We start from the raw sequence: 15001 nt of genomic DNA on the forward strand, positions 1-15001 counted from the left end.
TTTGACACCTCCGTTACGTTTAGTAGATGCTTTTGTAATGCACTTTTCATTATAAATACTATCAAATTTATTTCCGTTTAGTTATATAAAATAGCTCCACCTTGGTCCACATGAATAGGAGGACCGGGGATGCACTTGAAATAGGAGCGTCAGAATTACAAAGGGAGGCCCCCTAGATTTTAAAAACAGAGGGGGTCTCGTATGCCATTACTCTAAGGCGGAACGTAAGTCTTCAGGGTTGTAATAATGAACCCTTGTGACTTTTCCTTCATCATTCGTGTTGATGAGCCCTCTTACCTCCACCGTTTCACTCTCGCTGCTTTCGCCCTTCTTATAGGACGCTTCTACAGTGAAGTTGTACGAGCCTTCGGTTTCTTCGCTCTCTTCGAATGTGATGGTTTCCGCTTTTATCTGATAATCATTCCGGTAGGCGGTCAATAAGAACACTTCGCCCCCGTTCGTGTTCATGAAGTTTTCAAAGAGGCGTTCGCTCATATAAGGTTTGAATTTTTCCTTATAATACTGAACGCGCTTCTCCGCTGCCTGTTCGAAGTTTTCTTCGTCAGCTGATTCGAAGCTTTCATTTGCTTCCTGGAGTTGATTGTCTGGTCCGGTCAAGAGGTTCTGTAAAACGGTGCGGATATTTTCTTCGCTTGCGTCTTCCGTGGATTCCGTACTGTCTGTTGGATCCGCTTCATCTGCAGACTCGTTTGTATTCTCTTGATCATTTACAGATTCATTGGCGCTTACGCCTTCATCTTCGGCAGTTGTGCAGCCGGCTGCTAGTATAAGTACGGCGGTCAGGGCCATAAGTAAAAAGGTTCGCGTGAATGTCTTCATGTTGTCTCGTCCTCCCAAATAGTTCTTCTTAGTATTCTGTACGAAGAGGGGGGAGGGTGGGTTTCAATAAATTCCCTTTTAGGGTGCTGCTCAAAACAGTGATGCCTGCCCCGCTTGGTCCGGAACAGGCATCGAGTCCATATTTTAGATTTCTTCTTCGCGTTCTTTATTGAGTTCCAGCTTTTTCTCTTCTAGCGTTACCTTTTTTTCTTCGAGTTCTAATTTCTTCTTTTTGTAATCGTGACTCAACACAAAGTACAAGAAAACGAACGTCAGGGCAACAATAACTGAAATAAAGATAAACAAATCCATATTTAATTTCCTCCTAATTGAATGGGCTTATAGTATTTACTTGCGAAAAAATCACATTACCTCTTGATCCAGGCACCACCTCCACCTTTCCTGTTCTGCTATACTGAAAGCATAACGACCACTCCCAATACGCGAGGTGACGATGATGAAAGAGGTCCTAATCGAGTATATGAAACGCTTCACCGATTTAAGTGAAGCCGAACTAATCGAACTGACGGCCGGTATTCCTGTCTCTACCTTTAGAAAAGGAACCATTTTATTGAATCAAGGAGATGTGCCGGACAAATGCTATTTCGTGTTGAAGGGTTGTGTCCGCCAGTACGCCGTTGATGAGCATGGAAATGAGAATACGTTCAATTTCTTTACAGAAGAGCAGAGTGTTACGATTTTCACAGATAAAGGTTCTCCGTATTCGCTCAGCTGTCTGGAAGACTGTACGCTGATTGTCGGTGATTTGGCTACAGAGCAGGCGTCTTATGATGCTCATCCGGTGTTGGAGGCGATGACGCGCAAAATGATTCAGGAAGACATGGGTGCGATGCGCGATGATTTCTCTTCCTTCATTTCTTCCTCACCAGAAGAGCGTTATCACGATTTAATGGAAAAGCGGCCGGGTCTTGTCGATCGGGTTCCACAATATCAACTGGCAAGCTATCTCGGCATCAAGCCGGAGTCTTTGAGCCGGATTAAGAAACGGTCAGGGGCGGGGCATCTCAGAATCGTGGACTAGAATCTTCCGCCCCTTGATGAGCAACCAGATCCCGAACCCTAATTCACCGACGAACATCGGAGCGTAAAGAATCATCTCGATGATGGCCGTGACAGAGTCGGCTTGTGGGAGAAAGCTATACATGAAGTGTATGAATGAATAGCTGAAACCGGCGATGACCACAAGTATGCTGATGACTCTTGGAATTTTCCTTGTCTTCATGGCTGTCCAACCGACTGCGATCAGGTGCAGTCCGAAGATGATCAGCCCGAACGACCAGATGTCTTCAAAAGCTGAGATGGCCTTCATCATTTGCTGAGCAAGGCTCGGTGATGCCGCTTCTAATGATGCCCGGACGATATTCTCAGCCACAATGAGCTGTGATACGGCAATGGCGAGGACGGCTGTATAGAGCAGGCGGAGCCACCCGGCCAACAGGGCGTACCCTGGATGGAACGGCTTCAGAAATAGATAGAATCCCCATGATACGATGACGTCCGTCACGATAATGATCAGCCATCCAAGGATCTCCAGTCTGAACAAGCTGAGGGATTCTTGGATGTTTTTTAATGTGGCGGCCTCGTCTCCTGCGATGACTAACGAGCTGTGAACGTATCCGTAAGCAAAAAAGGCAGCCAACGTCATCACGAGTAAGGCGGCGCCGGAGAAGACGGCGGCTTTCTGTTGCATGGTTTGATTTGTTGTTCTCACTTCGAGAACCTCCTTGAGTGTGATTTCATATTAATTGTATGTCTTCTATCAGGTTCCTTCATTGACTTAAATCAAGAAAAGAGTTTTTTTACAAGGTGATGATCACATTACCTTTTTTTCGCCCTTTCTCCACATAGCTGTGTGCTTCTTTAATTTGTTCAAGCGCATAATACCTGTCAATGACCGGTTGATACACTTGTGATTCGATAAGTGTGTTCACGAAGTGGAGATCCTGCACCTTCTTTCTATCCGCTCGCAAGCCTGTAGCAGAGAACTTTGATTTCTTTCTTCTTAGTATGTTGGAAGCTGTCGGGATGGTTGTCAGATAGACGCCCTTTTCTGTCAAAAGGTTTTTGCAACGTCCATAGGAACTTTTGCCGACAGCGTCAAAAATAATGTCATAACGATGCTTAGTTTCCGTGAAATCTTGTGTAGAGTAGTCAATCACGTTATCGGCACCAAGTCTTTTTACTAGGTCTATATTGGACGTGCTGCATACACCTGTTACTTCGGCTCCAAAGGATACAGCCAATTGGACGGCTGCCGTTCCAACTGCTCCAGACGCACCTAGAATGAGCAGCTTTTGCCCTCTTTTAATTTTTCCTAGGTCGCGTAAGAAGGGAAGAGATGTTAAAGCGCCATTCGGTATGGATGCCGCTTCAGCATAGGTGATGTGGTCAGGTTTCTTTACGATTGCTGCGCTCTCTGGCATGCATTTGTACTCTACGTAGGTTCCCAGGAGACGAAGCCCTGTATTGCCATACACCTGGTCTCCAACTTGAAAACGTGTCACTTCTTTTCCGACTTCCTCCACTTCACCGGCTAAATAAAATCCTAATATCGGGTGCTTAGGTTTGCGTATGCCGTTCAGTCCTCTTGAAGCACGCATGCCCGGATCTTCAGCTGCTACAGTAGCCGCATGGATTCGAATCAGTACTTCATGATCCTTGGGTTTAGGTTTTGGCAGATCTCTGACTTCCAGAACATCGACAGATCCGAATCTTTCGTAAACGACGGCTCGCATTGGGGTTCCTCCTCTTCATCGTTTCTATCCTTATCATACGGAGAAGCTGTAGGGGGAGCATTGACTTAAGTTAAGGAACAGTATTTTTTTGGAGAATTAAATATAAGCTCGAATCAAAGAGCCTTACTCGAATGAGTAAGACTTTACGCAAAGGTTATAGCAAGCCGAGTTCTCGCGAGCGAGCTACGGCTTCTGTCGTTCTTTGAACCTCCAGCTTAGAAAAGATTCTCCGATTTCCCTCTTTAAAAGCGATTTTGGGTCTAGCCTAGGGGGCAGAGCCAATTGGAGGGCAGCTTTCACGTTTCCTTTTTCGAGATATGCGTGTACTTGATGGTCTGAAATGAGTGGCAGTAGACGTTCGAAATGCGGCTTTTTAGCAAGTTTGTGGGCTTCTGCCAATCCCCTCTTTGCGTGCTGCCAGACTTGATCCAATTGGTTCGATTCGTAGGTGTGCGCATCTATTATAAAGACTCCATGTGATATAATGGGAGCATGTATATGCCAATTTTGACTACTAAACTTTATACGCCATCCCTCCAGCCAAAATTTGTACAGCGCCCACATCTGATTGAGCGGATGAATGAGAATGCTCATAAAAAAATGACTCTTGTTTCCGCACCTGCAGGATTTGGAAAAACATCACTGATCAGCGAGTGGATCGCTGAATGCATGCTTCCTGCTACTTGGGTTTCGCTCGACGAGTGGGACAATGATCCAACCCGATTTTTCACTTACCTTCTTACGTCTTTGCAGAAATTAAAAAAGCATGTAGGAGAAGGGTTATTTGATATGCTTCAATCTCCTCAAACAACACCGTCTGAAATGTTCCTTACCTCCTTACTGAATGAAATCACTACGATAGAAGATCCCTTTGTTCTTGTCCTTGATGATTATCATATGATCGACTCCAAACAGGTCAACAATGCTTTATCTTTTCTTATCGATCATCAACCGCCACAGATGCATGTGGTCATTATTACTCGTGAGGACCCTGGTTTATCTTTGACTCGCCTTCGTGCTCAAGCTCAAATGACGGAAGTGCGTGCCTCCGATTTACGTTTTTCTTCCAATGAAGTGAAACAATTCTTAGACATAGTCATAGGGGTGGAACTTACTAATGAAGAAGTTGCCGCTTTAGCTTCTCGTACGGAAGGTTGGGTTACCGGTCTACAGTTAGCGGGGATTTCTATGCAGGGACATAAAGATACGAAGCGATTTATTGAGACCTTTACAGGCAGCCACCACTTCATATTGGATTATCTTCTTGAAGAGGTTTTGCAGCAACAGCCTGAAACGATTCAATCCTTTTTGCTTACCACCTCCATATTGGACCGCTTTAATGGACCTTTGTGTGAGGCGGTGTTACGGGATGACGCGATTCCAGTCCAAGAAACTTTACGATACTTGGAGCGTTCCAATTTGTTTATCGTTCCCTTAGATACCGAGAGGAATTGGTATCGCTATCATCACCTTTTTGGAGAGCTGCTTAAACAGCGGTTGAACGCTTCGGGCAAACAGGTGACCCATTTACATAAAAGGGCGAGCGAATGGTATGAACAAAATGGACTTGAACTTGAAGCTTTCTACCATGCGACGCTTGCCAATGACTTGGAGCGATCGGAACGTTTAGCGGAAGGGAATTCTCTCCTTTTCCGAGGAGCGGTCACCCCTGTGATAAATTGGTTGTCTTCATTACCGGAAGCGATATTGAATCAGAGGCCATCCTTATGGGTCATGTATGCTTATGCTTTAATGATTGCCGGTCAGAATTCAAGTGTTGAACAAAAGCTGCATTCAGCTGAAATGGCTTTAGAAGGTGAGCCTCTTAATGAAAAAAACAGAGACGTTGTTGGAAGAATGGCTTCGGTTCGAGCGATTGCAGCTGCCAGCCAATACCAGACAGATCAAGTCATTACAGAGTCTAGTCGTGCTTTAGAGTACTTGGATGAGAACAATTTGTATGTCCGTACCGTAATCACTTGGACACTTGGATATGCTTATCGGATGCAAGGAGAAGCTCTGAAAGCCAGGAAATCTTTTCAGGAAGCCATCTCAACCAGTCAAGCGTCCGGCAACGATTTCGTTCAGATGTTAGCCATTACAGGTTTAGGGCAAACTCAAGAGGAAGCAAACGAGCTCTATTTAGCAGAGGAAAGTTACAAGCAGGTCCTACATCTGGCTGGTGAACCGCCGAAGGCTACTGCTTGTGAAGCTTATCTCGGGCTCGCTCGTTTACATTATGAATGGAACGACTTAGACGCGGCCGAATCTTACGTGAAAAAAGGAGTAAACTTGGCTCGTCAAATTGAAGGGGTGGATAGTTTCGTAGCCTGCGAAATCTTACTTGCTCGAATTCAATTGGCAAAAGGCAGCCCAGAAGAAGCAGCCTCCATTTTGAATGATGCTTTAAGATCTGCAAGAAAACATGACTTTACGTATCAACTCCCCAAAATATTTGAGTTAAAAATCATGATTATTATTCATAACGGAAACCTTCAGGAGGCTGAGCGACTTGCTCAAGCAGAGAAGCTCTTGATGAGCGAAGCCAGGGTTTATCAGGCAAAAGGCCACTCTTCTAAAGCGCTGCAGTTATTAGAAGAAGCGGCTTTTCAAATAGAAACAGAACCGCTCCGTGTCAAGGTTCTACAAGCGGTACTTCTTTACGAGTGTGAAAAGAAAGAACAGGCGATTCAAGTCTTGCATCAGGCGCTGATTTTGGCGGAACCATTTGGGGGGATTCGTACTTTTACGGATGAAGGACCCTCGATGCAACGTCTATTAACAGAAGCATCGGCTCAAGGGGTCATGCCGAATTATGTAGAGAAGATATTGGATACTTTTTCTGTAGGGAAAATGTTTACGCATCCAACTACTTCTAGCAAGACTTTGGTTGAGCCATTAAGTGAACGCGAGTTAGAGATTTTGACCCTCATTGATTACGGACTCTCAAACAAGCAGATTGGAGAGCGTCTATATCTTGCTTTGAGTACTGTAAAAGGACATAACCGTAATATTTTTGACAAACTTGGAGTGAAAAGGCGGACAGAAGCGGTCGCTCGTGCACGGGAGTTAAAGATATTGTCTTAAGACAAAAGTAAATAAGGAATGAAGCTACAGGTTACGGTTACCTGTAGCTTTTTTGTGCGCTCTTTTCAATACCACAACCATACTTTCAACCATACTTAAGTATCTTCCTGACAATACCTATTTGAAACTATACTACATTTACACCAACGGTACAGTTTTCCGTATTCGGAAGGAGGGATGGGATGACAGAAGAACAGAACTCACTGAAAGAAGACCAAAGAGACACAATTTATCAAATTAGGGTCAAGGGTCATCTGGGGAGTGAATGGATCAACTATTTCCACGGATTTACAATTCATTGTAGAGAAGCAGGAGAAACGGTTTTGACAGGTCCCGTAATGGATCAGGCTGAGTTGCATGGCTTAATCCGAAGAATACGCGACTTAGGGTTGCCTTTAATTTCGATCATGCGAAAAGACAATAAGTAGGAATAATGAGGAGGAACGATTTTGACTAGTTTAATAAACAATCAATCACCTATGAAGATGGCAAGAATTGCAGGTGTGACTTATCTTGTACTTTATTTAGCTGGAATGTTTGCCGAATTTTTTGTCAGGTCAAGTCTTTATGTGCAAGGAGACGCAAGTGCTACAGCCAGTAACATTATGGATTCTGAACTATTGTTTCGATGGGGAATCACAAGCGACGTGGTGATGATCATTAGTGACATCACTTTAGCTGTCATTTTTTACGTATTGTTTAAGCCTGTCAGCCATTATCTATCCACATTCGCGGCTTTCTTCAGAATGACGCAAGCCTCGATTTTAGGGGTCAATCTGCTGAACCTGTTCATCATTTTACACCTTTTGAGTGGCGCTGAGTATCTCTCATCTTTTAGCAATGAACAATTGCATTCACTTGTGATGACGTTTGTCCATGCTCATGATGTCGGGTATTCGATCGGGTTAATCTTTTTCGGAGTGAGTTTGCTTTTCTTCGGAATTCTTGTAATGAAGTCTGCCTATGTTCCGAAGGTTCTAGGATTCATGTTGATCATTGCTTCTATTGGATATTTTGTTGATAGTTTCGCAAAAATTCTCATGCACGACTACGAAAAGTATGCTGCCATTTTTGATAGCGTGGTCTTCATGCCTGCTGCCATTGCTGAGATGGCATTCATTTTATGGTTGCTTATAAAAGGCGTAAACGTAACAAAATAAATAGGTTATGGAGGAAAAATCATGAGAGCGATTGTGTACACGAAACGTAAGCATCCTGATGTGTTACAAGTATCAATGGTAAACACACCGTCTCCGAAGAGTAATGAAGTACTGATCAAAGTCCATGCCACAACTGTTACCTCTGGGGATGTGGCTAAATTATATTTGTTTAATGGTTTACTCACACGCAACGGAACCATTCCAGGTCAAGAGGTAGCCGGAGAGATTGTAGCAGTGGGAAAAGACGTCCAGGCGTTCAAAGCAGGAGATGAAGTTTTGGGTATCACGACTTCCGGGGCACAAGCGGAATTCGTATGCTTACCTGAAGATGCTCCTTTAACCCTTAAACCTGAGGGGTTGTCCTATGAAGAAGCGGCCTCGATATCTTTTGGGGGATCCGCTGCCCTGTATTTCTTGTCTGAAATGGCTAACATTCAAAAAGGGGATGCTGTTTTGATCAACGGAGCTTCTGGGGGAGTCGGTACGTTTGCTGTACAGGTTGCTAAGTACTTCAGGGCTCATGTAACGGGTGTTTGCAGTACTGGAAATGTAGAAAAAGTCAAAGCTTTGGGTGCCGATCGAGTGATTGATTACACAACCACTAGTGTGATCAAAGCCGATGAAACGTATGACATTATTTTTGACGCAGTTGGGAAATTGCAATTCAAAACTAGTAAAAATGCTTTGCGTAAAAAAGGGGTTTTCGTAAGCACAAGCTTCAGTCTTCCCCTTCTTATCCAGAAATGGTGGACATCCAAGCTGACCGATAAAAAAGTCAGGATAGGGGTGGTTCCGAACAATGCAAATCGATTAGACACCCTCAAAGGTCTTATTCAAGAAGGGAAATTACGGTCCGTCATCGACCGGGTGTACACATTAGAGCGAACTCCTGAAGCTTATCAATATGTCGCGAAAGGGCATAAAACAGGAAATGTCGTCATCAAGATGGATCATTCATAAGAAGTGAGTGTTCTATGATAAGTGGCCTGTTGGATCGTATTGAACGTCGTCGTTGTAATTGGAAAACAAAAAAGTGCCTTCCCATTCCGCTATCGCTTTGCGGGTGAGGGGTGGCACTTTGTTCATTCACCTTTAAAAAAGAAGACTTCCTCGACTTTTTCAACCAGTTGCTTCTGAGTAGCATAAATGACCTCCTTTCTTGAGTATTCCTAGTTATTTCCTTACAATTAATGTTAATTAAAATGAGTTCATATTACAGAATAGTTTAGAAAGGGAGGTGAAATAGTGGTAGTCATCAAAAGAGCGTCTGTAGAACATGTAGAAGGAATCTCGAGAGTGTGTCGTGAAGGATGGGAAGATACGTACCAAGGCATCCGAAGCAAGGATAACATCGAAAGAATGAAGCAGCTTTTCTACAACCATGAGCGGATTTCCGGTGAAATAGAGGAGTCGGATGGCTGGGATGGTTATATCGTTGCTGTCGATGGTTCGGAAGTCGTCGGAGCTATTGGCGGTGGGATGGTCGGAGAAGAGAAGAGCGAGGTGTTCGTTCTTTATTTGGACCCAACCCGTCGCGGAGAAGGAATCGGGACGCAGCTGCTTGAATTCTTGACGGATATCCAACGGGAAAAAGGAGCTCGTGAGCAGTGGGTTTCGGTGCAGAAAGGCAATGGCAAAGGCATTCCTTTTTACGAAAAGCGGGGATTCACGAAGGTGCGGGAGAAGGCGGCTTACATGAATGGGGAGGGGGAAGCGTACATATCGATTACGTATGTGCGAAAGATCTGAGGCATATCGGGAAAAAGAGAATGAGTACTGGCTTCGACGCAATGGTGTCGGAGCTTTTTTGTAAAAAATAATTTCCTTAATGTCATTTATAATTGACATAATGTAAAGTGTAGAATACTATAAGATAAGGAGGAGGATAATTATTGAAAAACAAGAAAATGAAGATAGCCCGAGCTGAAGCCGATGTATCTCAAGAAAAATTAGCAAAACTCGTCGGAGTGACAAGACAGACCATTAATTTGATCGAATCTGGGAATTACAACCCCACCTTGAATTTGTGTACGGCCATCTGCAAGGCATTAAATAAAACATTAGATGATTTATTCTGGGAGGAATAATTTATGAGTGCTGAAAAGTTAGTGAAGGAAACAAAGTTAATCATCGGTGTATCCCTGTTTGCCAGCTTAGCCCTTTTGATCACTTGGACCACTGTTGAACTGATGAACACCTCTTTTGGAAATGACAAAGCCTTGTTAGCTTTATCCATTATTCCTCTAAGTGCAGCGCTTGCTTCGTATTTGAAGCTTATAAAAATAAATAAAGACCCGCAGAAAATGGTTGCAGAAACAGATGAAAGACTTGTAGCCGAGAAGAATGAAGCAGATGCGAAAGCGCTGAAGCTGCTTCAAGGAATATTGTTCCTGACCTATATGGGCTACACCTTTATCTTTCCTGAAGAAACCTTTCAATCATTAGGATGGTGGGTAACATTAGGGATTCTTCTTCTTTCTCTATTCGCCCCGGTCATGATTCGCCATATGTTAAAAGAATCCTGAAGGCAGCAGAGGAATTCTTACGACGGAGGCGCATCGGGAAAAGGGGATTCCTTGTACAATATATCCCTCGTGTTACAATGACTGTAAATTGACTCAAGGAGTGATCGGATTGCGTTTGTCTCATTATGAACGGTTAAACCTGGTAAACCAGTATCAAATCCTAAGTAAGGTGGATGCTGAGAACAAGGAACACTATGAAACGAAGATCCATATCCTTGAGGGTGGTTATGAGCAGTATTACGCTGAAATCTTCGGTTCTTTGAAAGAAGAATTTCCGGAAGAAGAATCAGAGGAAATCGTAAAAGTCCTCTCCATGTACCGCGCGTTGCACCAGTCCTATGACAGCCTGGCCGATGGAGAGAAAGCAGAGGTCGACGAAAGCGGGCTTGCGTTCAAAGGCTTCGATCAGGAACAGGAAGAAAAGGAATATGCTTTTGCAACGTTTGTACTCGAGGAGCTGGGGCTGTTCCGTGAGCTGCAGCACGAAGACGGGTACGATGCTGACTTCGCGACCATGCCTACGTATTCGAGGATGGTGACGAAGTGGGTGGAGTTTGATAAGAGTGAGTCGCTGAATAAAGAACAGATTCATGACATTGTGAATGCCTGACAAATAAGTGCGTGAAGCGCGGGGACGGATCTTTTGCTTCTTTCATTGGAAGCAGTAGATCCGTCCTCGCGCTTCTTTTTTTCTTATTCAATAGAGGAAAGAGGGAATGTCACGTCAATAACCGTGCCTTTTCCTTGGTGAGACTCTACGTCGATCTCCCCATTGTGAGCCTGTACAATCGCCTTCGATATGCTCATGCCCAATCCACTTCCATCAACATGATCTTCTGTGTTCGTCCCTCTGTAATAGCGTGTGAACAAGTTCTTTTGAGTTTGTTCATCCATTCCTTTGCCGTTATCCCGAACACGCAATATGGCGTTATGATCAGATGCATGGACAGAGACTGTGACGTTGATTGGTGCAGGATTATGTTTAATCGCATTATGAATCAAGTTATCCAGTAAACGCTGGATCCACTTTGAGTTTCCCTCAATGAGTACAGGCTGCTCATTGACTTGGTACTCAACAGGTTGCTGCTCCCTTCTCACATGAGATGAAATCAGCTCACTGAGGTTCAGTGTTTCAAAGTGCACAGGCACATCTTTCTGCTTCAGTTGGGAAATAAGGGAGAAGTCCTGAATGAGGTCCAGCATATAATCCCCTTTTTCCCGGATGGTATGGCCCATCTCTTGAAGCTCTTCCTTTGTCCAGTCGTACTGGGCGCTTTCGAGCATATGCCCGTAACCCTGGATAGTGGATAGGGGCGTTCTTAAATCATGGGAAATGCCACTCATCCATTCCTCACGCTTTTGGTCGAGGAGGGAGCGCTCTTTCTCTGTCCGGTTCAATTGAGCGGCCATTTCATATACTCCCTGTATCACTTCTTTGTACAATCTGAATCGGAAGCGGATCTTGTGTTTCTTCGTAAATAATTTCTTTCGTTCCTTAGGTGTGAACACTTCTTCGTACTCTCCATGTCTCATTCTCTCTAGCCAGCTTATAAAGAGGAGAAGCGGCTGGCCGTATCGAATCCCCTGCCATACTGACAAGAGGATAAGAGTGAGGAGGACAACACTTCCAATCAGAATAAGGGTGAAAAGGATCCTTTTTATGGTTGGTATTTCCGTGTTTTCCTGCTGCTTTTTTGTATGTAGAATCCATATTGTGTCTTGGGAGGTTTCCTCGAAAGTAGCATGAGTATCATAATTCTGGTGTTCGACCTCCCGAGTGACCAATTCAATCGGCTCGTATTGGTTCTTATTCGAAGGCGCGTCCCCGAATGTCTGAAGGACTTCGCCGTCTTTGTTCACAATGTGAAGGTACCCGTCTAGCTCCTGAAGAGACTCGTCCAGTGCAAGTGGCTTTCGGTTCGGAATCGTTCCGTCTTCATTGTAGAGGTTGATCCATTCTGTCAGTAAGTTCTTCTCAAGAAAGTGGTAACCCATCACGAATAAATAGGGACCATCAAAGAAAAGAGACTCGTGGTAAGTCGCAACGTCATAGCCATGCCATGACTCCTCTTCGGATAACTCAAGTACTTCCTTAAAGCGATATCGGTTAGGTAGGTCATCCGGCTGATTGATACTGTGAATGGCTTCCCCTTGCTCGTTAATGATTTGCAGCCACATTCTTTTATCCTTAAGCTCTTCGTTCCAACTGGATGGCAGGTCCACTTGGCCATTATCTATGGAGGCTTCTGTGGCAATTGCGCTCAAAGCACCTTCGGGATAATCCTGGTCTATTTCTTCGTTCATAATGAGATCAATGATTAAGAACAAGGCGACCAGAAATACCGTGATGACAAAGGCGATAATAAAAATGATTTGTATGGAGAAATGGAAAGCGATCCTTCGTTTAATGGCTCTCATTCTCTTGCCGCCTTCACCAGCTTATAGCCAAGCCCGCGTATGGTGATCAGGAATTGGGGACGGCTGGGATCGGGTTCTATTCTTTCTCGGATTCTTCTAATGTGAACCATAATGGTGTTGTCATCTACGATATGATCCATCCCCCATACGGCATCAAATAATTCGGATTTAGTGAACACCTGGTTCGGGTGTTTACATAGAAATAACAGCAGCCGGTAGACTAAAGCCGGGCAGCTTACCGTCTGGTCCCGAACGATGAGTTCTTTCGAGATTTCATTGACTTTAAAGTGCCCGAAATCATGAGTGGACGTAAAGGGTTTGTCTTCGATTCGCGATGCTGGCATTCTTCTTTGTACGGCTTTGAGTCTGGCCACAATTTCCAGTGGATTAAAGGGTTTCGTTACATAATCGTCCCCACCTACGGCAAATCCAGTTAACACATCAAAGTCAGACGTCTTGGCTGTCAAATATAAAATGTGGGCGCTGCTCTTTTCTCTGATCTTCGGGCCGAGGTCGAATCCATTCCCATCAGGAAGCATGACATCCAAAACAATAAAATCAAACGTATAAGCGTGTATCTTAGTAAGAGCTTCCTCTGCCGAGTATGCTTTCATGACAGAGGTAAACCCTTCTTTCATCAGCATCTTCTCCAACATTTCCACAATGGATCGTTCATCATCTACAATTAGAATTCTCATATTTTCCATATTTTTCACCCCGGAATCATCCTATCATATCAACCTTACGACAACCTTAATGAACAGCCGAAAAAAGTAAGGTTCTGGTAGAGATAAAAGAGATATGAATGTTTAGTATAGAAACTGTATCCATGTTCTGGAATTTGGAATTTGAAAGAATACATAGTGAACCGGGGGTAATAAAGTGAATGAACGAGTAAGGGTAGTCGATGCATTAAGAGGTTTCAGTTTATTAGGGATCCTTATAGCCAACATGCTGATTTTTCAATTTGGCTTGTATGGAAAAGATGAGCTTGATTTGTACGATGTTTCTCAGTTCGACCATGTGGCTCATAACATCTTGAAGGTGTTTGTTGAAACAAGTTTTATGCCGATTTTCGCTTTTCTATTTGGGTATGGCATGATCAGGATGAAGGAGAGTCTGGAACGTCGGGATCTAAAGGTGAAGCGTCATTTTTCAAGGCGTTTTGTTCTGTTGGTTCTGCTCGGGTTCCTTCATGGAGCTTTTTTATGGGAAGGGGATATCCTTCTGGCTTATGGGATGACAGGATTTCTACTGCTTCTATTTATGAACCGTAAGAAAAAGACTTTGATGATCTGGGGAGTGACTCTTTTAGTCTTAACAAGCTTATTAGGCTATGGAAGTAATGAGTTGGCGGTCACAGACCAAGAGATTGAAAGAATGAATGAATATGTGCTCCAAACCATTGACGTGTATGGGAGTGGAACTTACGGGGAGATTCTTGATCAACGTATGAATGAAGACCCATTGATCCTGCCAGACGAGGCTTATCTCATCCTACTTGTCCTGGCCCCTCTGTTCACACTCCCGTTTTTCCTTATCGGGATGTATGCTGCAAAGGCTGAATGGTTCAGAAATATCCATCATCATAAAAAGCTCTGGTTAAAACGAGGCTTACGATTCAGTACGGTAGGTCTTGTACTGAAAGGAATGATTGTGTTCTTACCAGAGTTTAATGGGAGTGGCATCGCCTACTCATTAGGCGGAGGAATTCTGGCTTTGGGGTATATCTTTCTCTTCAGCTTTTTCCTGGAAAATACAAATGCATGGGCATTCAAAGGTTTTGAAGCAGTAGGGAAACTGTCCTTGTCCAACTATTTGGCTCAAACCCTTGTCTGCACCACACTGTTTTATGGGTATGGGCTTGGACTATTTGGGAAAGGCTCTGTCCTTTTAGGTTTCAGTCTTGCGCTCGTCATCTACAGTCTGCAGGCCGTCATCAGCTATATGTGGTTGAAGCAGTTCAGGACAGGAATGTTCGAAAAGGGGTTGAGAATGTGGACATATTGGACGCTGAGCGGGAGACCTAGGAAAAAGAAAGCTGAGCATGAGAAAGGGCTGCATGAAAGGGTGATGTAAAGAGAAATCCACGCCTGAACCAGTTTTGGGGACGGGGTGGATTTTCAGATTTTCCATGTTGCATAGAAGGATCAATGGCTTTTTGACTGGATAGAGCCTTTTAGATTGCATGTCTTTTTGCGCATTTGGAGAGTTG

General features: G+C 44.0%; 16 protein-coding genes. 10 read left to right on the plus strand and 6 right to left on the minus strand.

Features of this window, described 5'->3' with window-relative positions; translation table 11 throughout:
• Positions 1-207: 207 nt before the first annotated feature.
• Together LCM20_RS08740 and LCM20_RS08745 are read right to left on the minus strand one after the other, a co-directional pair.
• Positions 208-840 (minus strand): hypothetical protein, encoded by a 633-nt coding sequence (locus tag LCM20_RS08740; protein WP_225195069.1) that lies wholly within the window; start codon positions 838-840, stop codon positions 208-210.
• A 144-nt stretch (positions 841-984) separates the two neighbouring features.
• Positions 985-1152, minus strand: coding sequence for a hypothetical protein (locus tag LCM20_RS08745; protein WP_225195070.1), 168 nt, complete (start codon positions 1150-1152; stop codon positions 985-987).
• Positions 1153-1297: 145 nt separating this feature from the next.
• Between LCM20_RS08745 and LCM20_RS08750 the strand changes: the two genes are divergently transcribed.
• Positions 1298-1882 carry a Crp/Fnr family transcriptional regulator gene (locus LCM20_RS08750; protein WP_225195071.1) on the plus strand — a complete coding sequence of 195 codons (585 nt, stop codon included), beginning with the start codon at positions 1298-1300 and terminating at the stop codon, positions 1880-1882.
• Here the strand turns inward: LCM20_RS08750 and LCM20_RS08755 are convergent.
• On the minus strand, positions 1850-2572 hold the full coding sequence (locus tag LCM20_RS08755) for a DUF4386 domain-containing protein (RefSeq protein WP_225195072.1): 723 nt from the start codon (positions 2570-2572) through the stop codon (positions 1850-1852). The two genes, LCM20_RS08750 and LCM20_RS08755, sit on opposite strands and share 33 nt — an antisense overlap.
• Before the next feature lie 88 nt (positions 2573-2660).
• Positions 2661-3596, minus strand: coding sequence for an NAD(P)-dependent alcohol dehydrogenase (locus tag LCM20_RS08760; protein WP_225195073.1), 936 nt, complete (start codon positions 3594-3596; stop codon positions 2661-2663).
• A gap of 498 nt (positions 3597-4094) precedes the next feature.
• On the opposite strand from LCM20_RS08760, the gene LCM20_RS08765 reads away from it, so the two are divergent.
• The 8 genes from LCM20_RS08765 to LCM20_RS08800 all read left to right on the plus strand — a co-directional run bounded on the left by LCM20_RS08765 (position 4095) and on the right by LCM20_RS08800 (position 10978).
• On the plus strand, positions 4095-6683 hold the full coding sequence (locus tag LCM20_RS08765) for a LuxR C-terminal-related transcriptional regulator (RefSeq protein ID WP_318247305.1): 2589 nt from the start codon (positions 4095-4097) through the stop codon (positions 6681-6683).
• A 182-nt stretch (positions 6684-6865) separates the two neighbouring features.
• On the plus strand, positions 6866-7111 hold the full coding sequence (locus LCM20_RS08770) for a hypothetical protein (protein ID WP_225195075.1): 246 nt from the start codon (positions 6866-6868) through the stop codon (positions 7109-7111).
• Positions 7112-7132: 21 nt separating this feature from the next.
• Positions 7133-7843, plus strand: coding sequence for a DUF4386 domain-containing protein (locus LCM20_RS08775; protein ID WP_225195076.1), 711 nt, complete (start codon positions 7133-7135; stop codon positions 7841-7843).
• Positions 7844-7864: 21 nt separating this feature from the next.
• A complete protein-coding gene (locus tag LCM20_RS08780) occupies positions 7865-8803 on the plus strand; it encodes an NAD(P)-dependent alcohol dehydrogenase (protein WP_225195077.1) in 939 nt (312 codons plus the stop codon).
• A 285-nt stretch (positions 8804-9088) separates the two neighbouring features.
• Entirely contained in the window at positions 9089-9592 is a 504-nt protein-coding gene (locus LCM20_RS08785; RefSeq protein WP_225195078.1) for a GNAT family N-acetyltransferase, read from the plus strand.
• Between the two features lie 143 nt (positions 9593-9735).
• Entirely contained in the window at positions 9736-9930 is a 195-nt protein-coding gene (locus tag LCM20_RS08790; protein WP_225195079.1) for a helix-turn-helix transcriptional regulator, read from the plus strand.
• Positions 9931-9933: 3 nt separating this feature from the next.
• A complete protein-coding gene (locus LCM20_RS08795) occupies positions 9934-10368 on the plus strand; it encodes a hypothetical protein (RefSeq protein ID WP_225195080.1) in 435 nt (144 codons plus the stop codon).
• Positions 10369-10477: 109 nt separating this feature from the next.
• Positions 10478-10978 carry a YfbU family protein gene (locus tag LCM20_RS08800; RefSeq protein ID WP_225195081.1) on the plus strand — a complete coding sequence of 167 codons (501 nt, stop codon included), beginning with the start codon at positions 10478-10480 and terminating at the stop codon, positions 10976-10978.
• Between the two features lie 83 nt (positions 10979-11061).
• Here the strand turns inward: LCM20_RS08800 and LCM20_RS08805 are convergent, their stop codons facing one another.
• Positions 11062-12786 carry a sensor histidine kinase gene (locus LCM20_RS08805; protein ID WP_225195082.1) on the minus strand — a complete coding sequence of 575 codons (1725 nt, stop codon included), beginning with the start codon at positions 12784-12786 and terminating at the stop codon, positions 11062-11064.
• Positions 12783-13493, minus strand: a complete 711-nt coding sequence (locus LCM20_RS08810; protein WP_225195319.1) for a response regulator transcription factor — start codon at positions 13491-13493, stop codon at positions 12783-12785. Before LCM20_RS08810 ends, LCM20_RS08805 begins: the two co-directional genes overlap by 4 nt.
• Positions 13494-13668: 175 nt before the next feature.
• On the opposite strand from LCM20_RS08810, the gene LCM20_RS08815 reads away from it, so the two are divergent.
• Complete coding sequence (locus LCM20_RS08815) at positions 13669-14865, plus strand: DUF418 domain-containing protein (protein WP_225195083.1); 1197 nt, start codon at positions 13669-13671, stop codon at positions 14863-14865.
• Positions 14866-15001: the final 136 nt, after the last annotated feature.

Origin of the sequence: Halobacillus litoralis (assembly GCF_020171725.1) — a bacterium.
In the GTDB taxonomy this organism is placed as follows: Bacteria; Bacillota; Bacilli; order Bacillales; family Halobacillaceae; genus Halobacillus; species Halobacillus litoralis_F.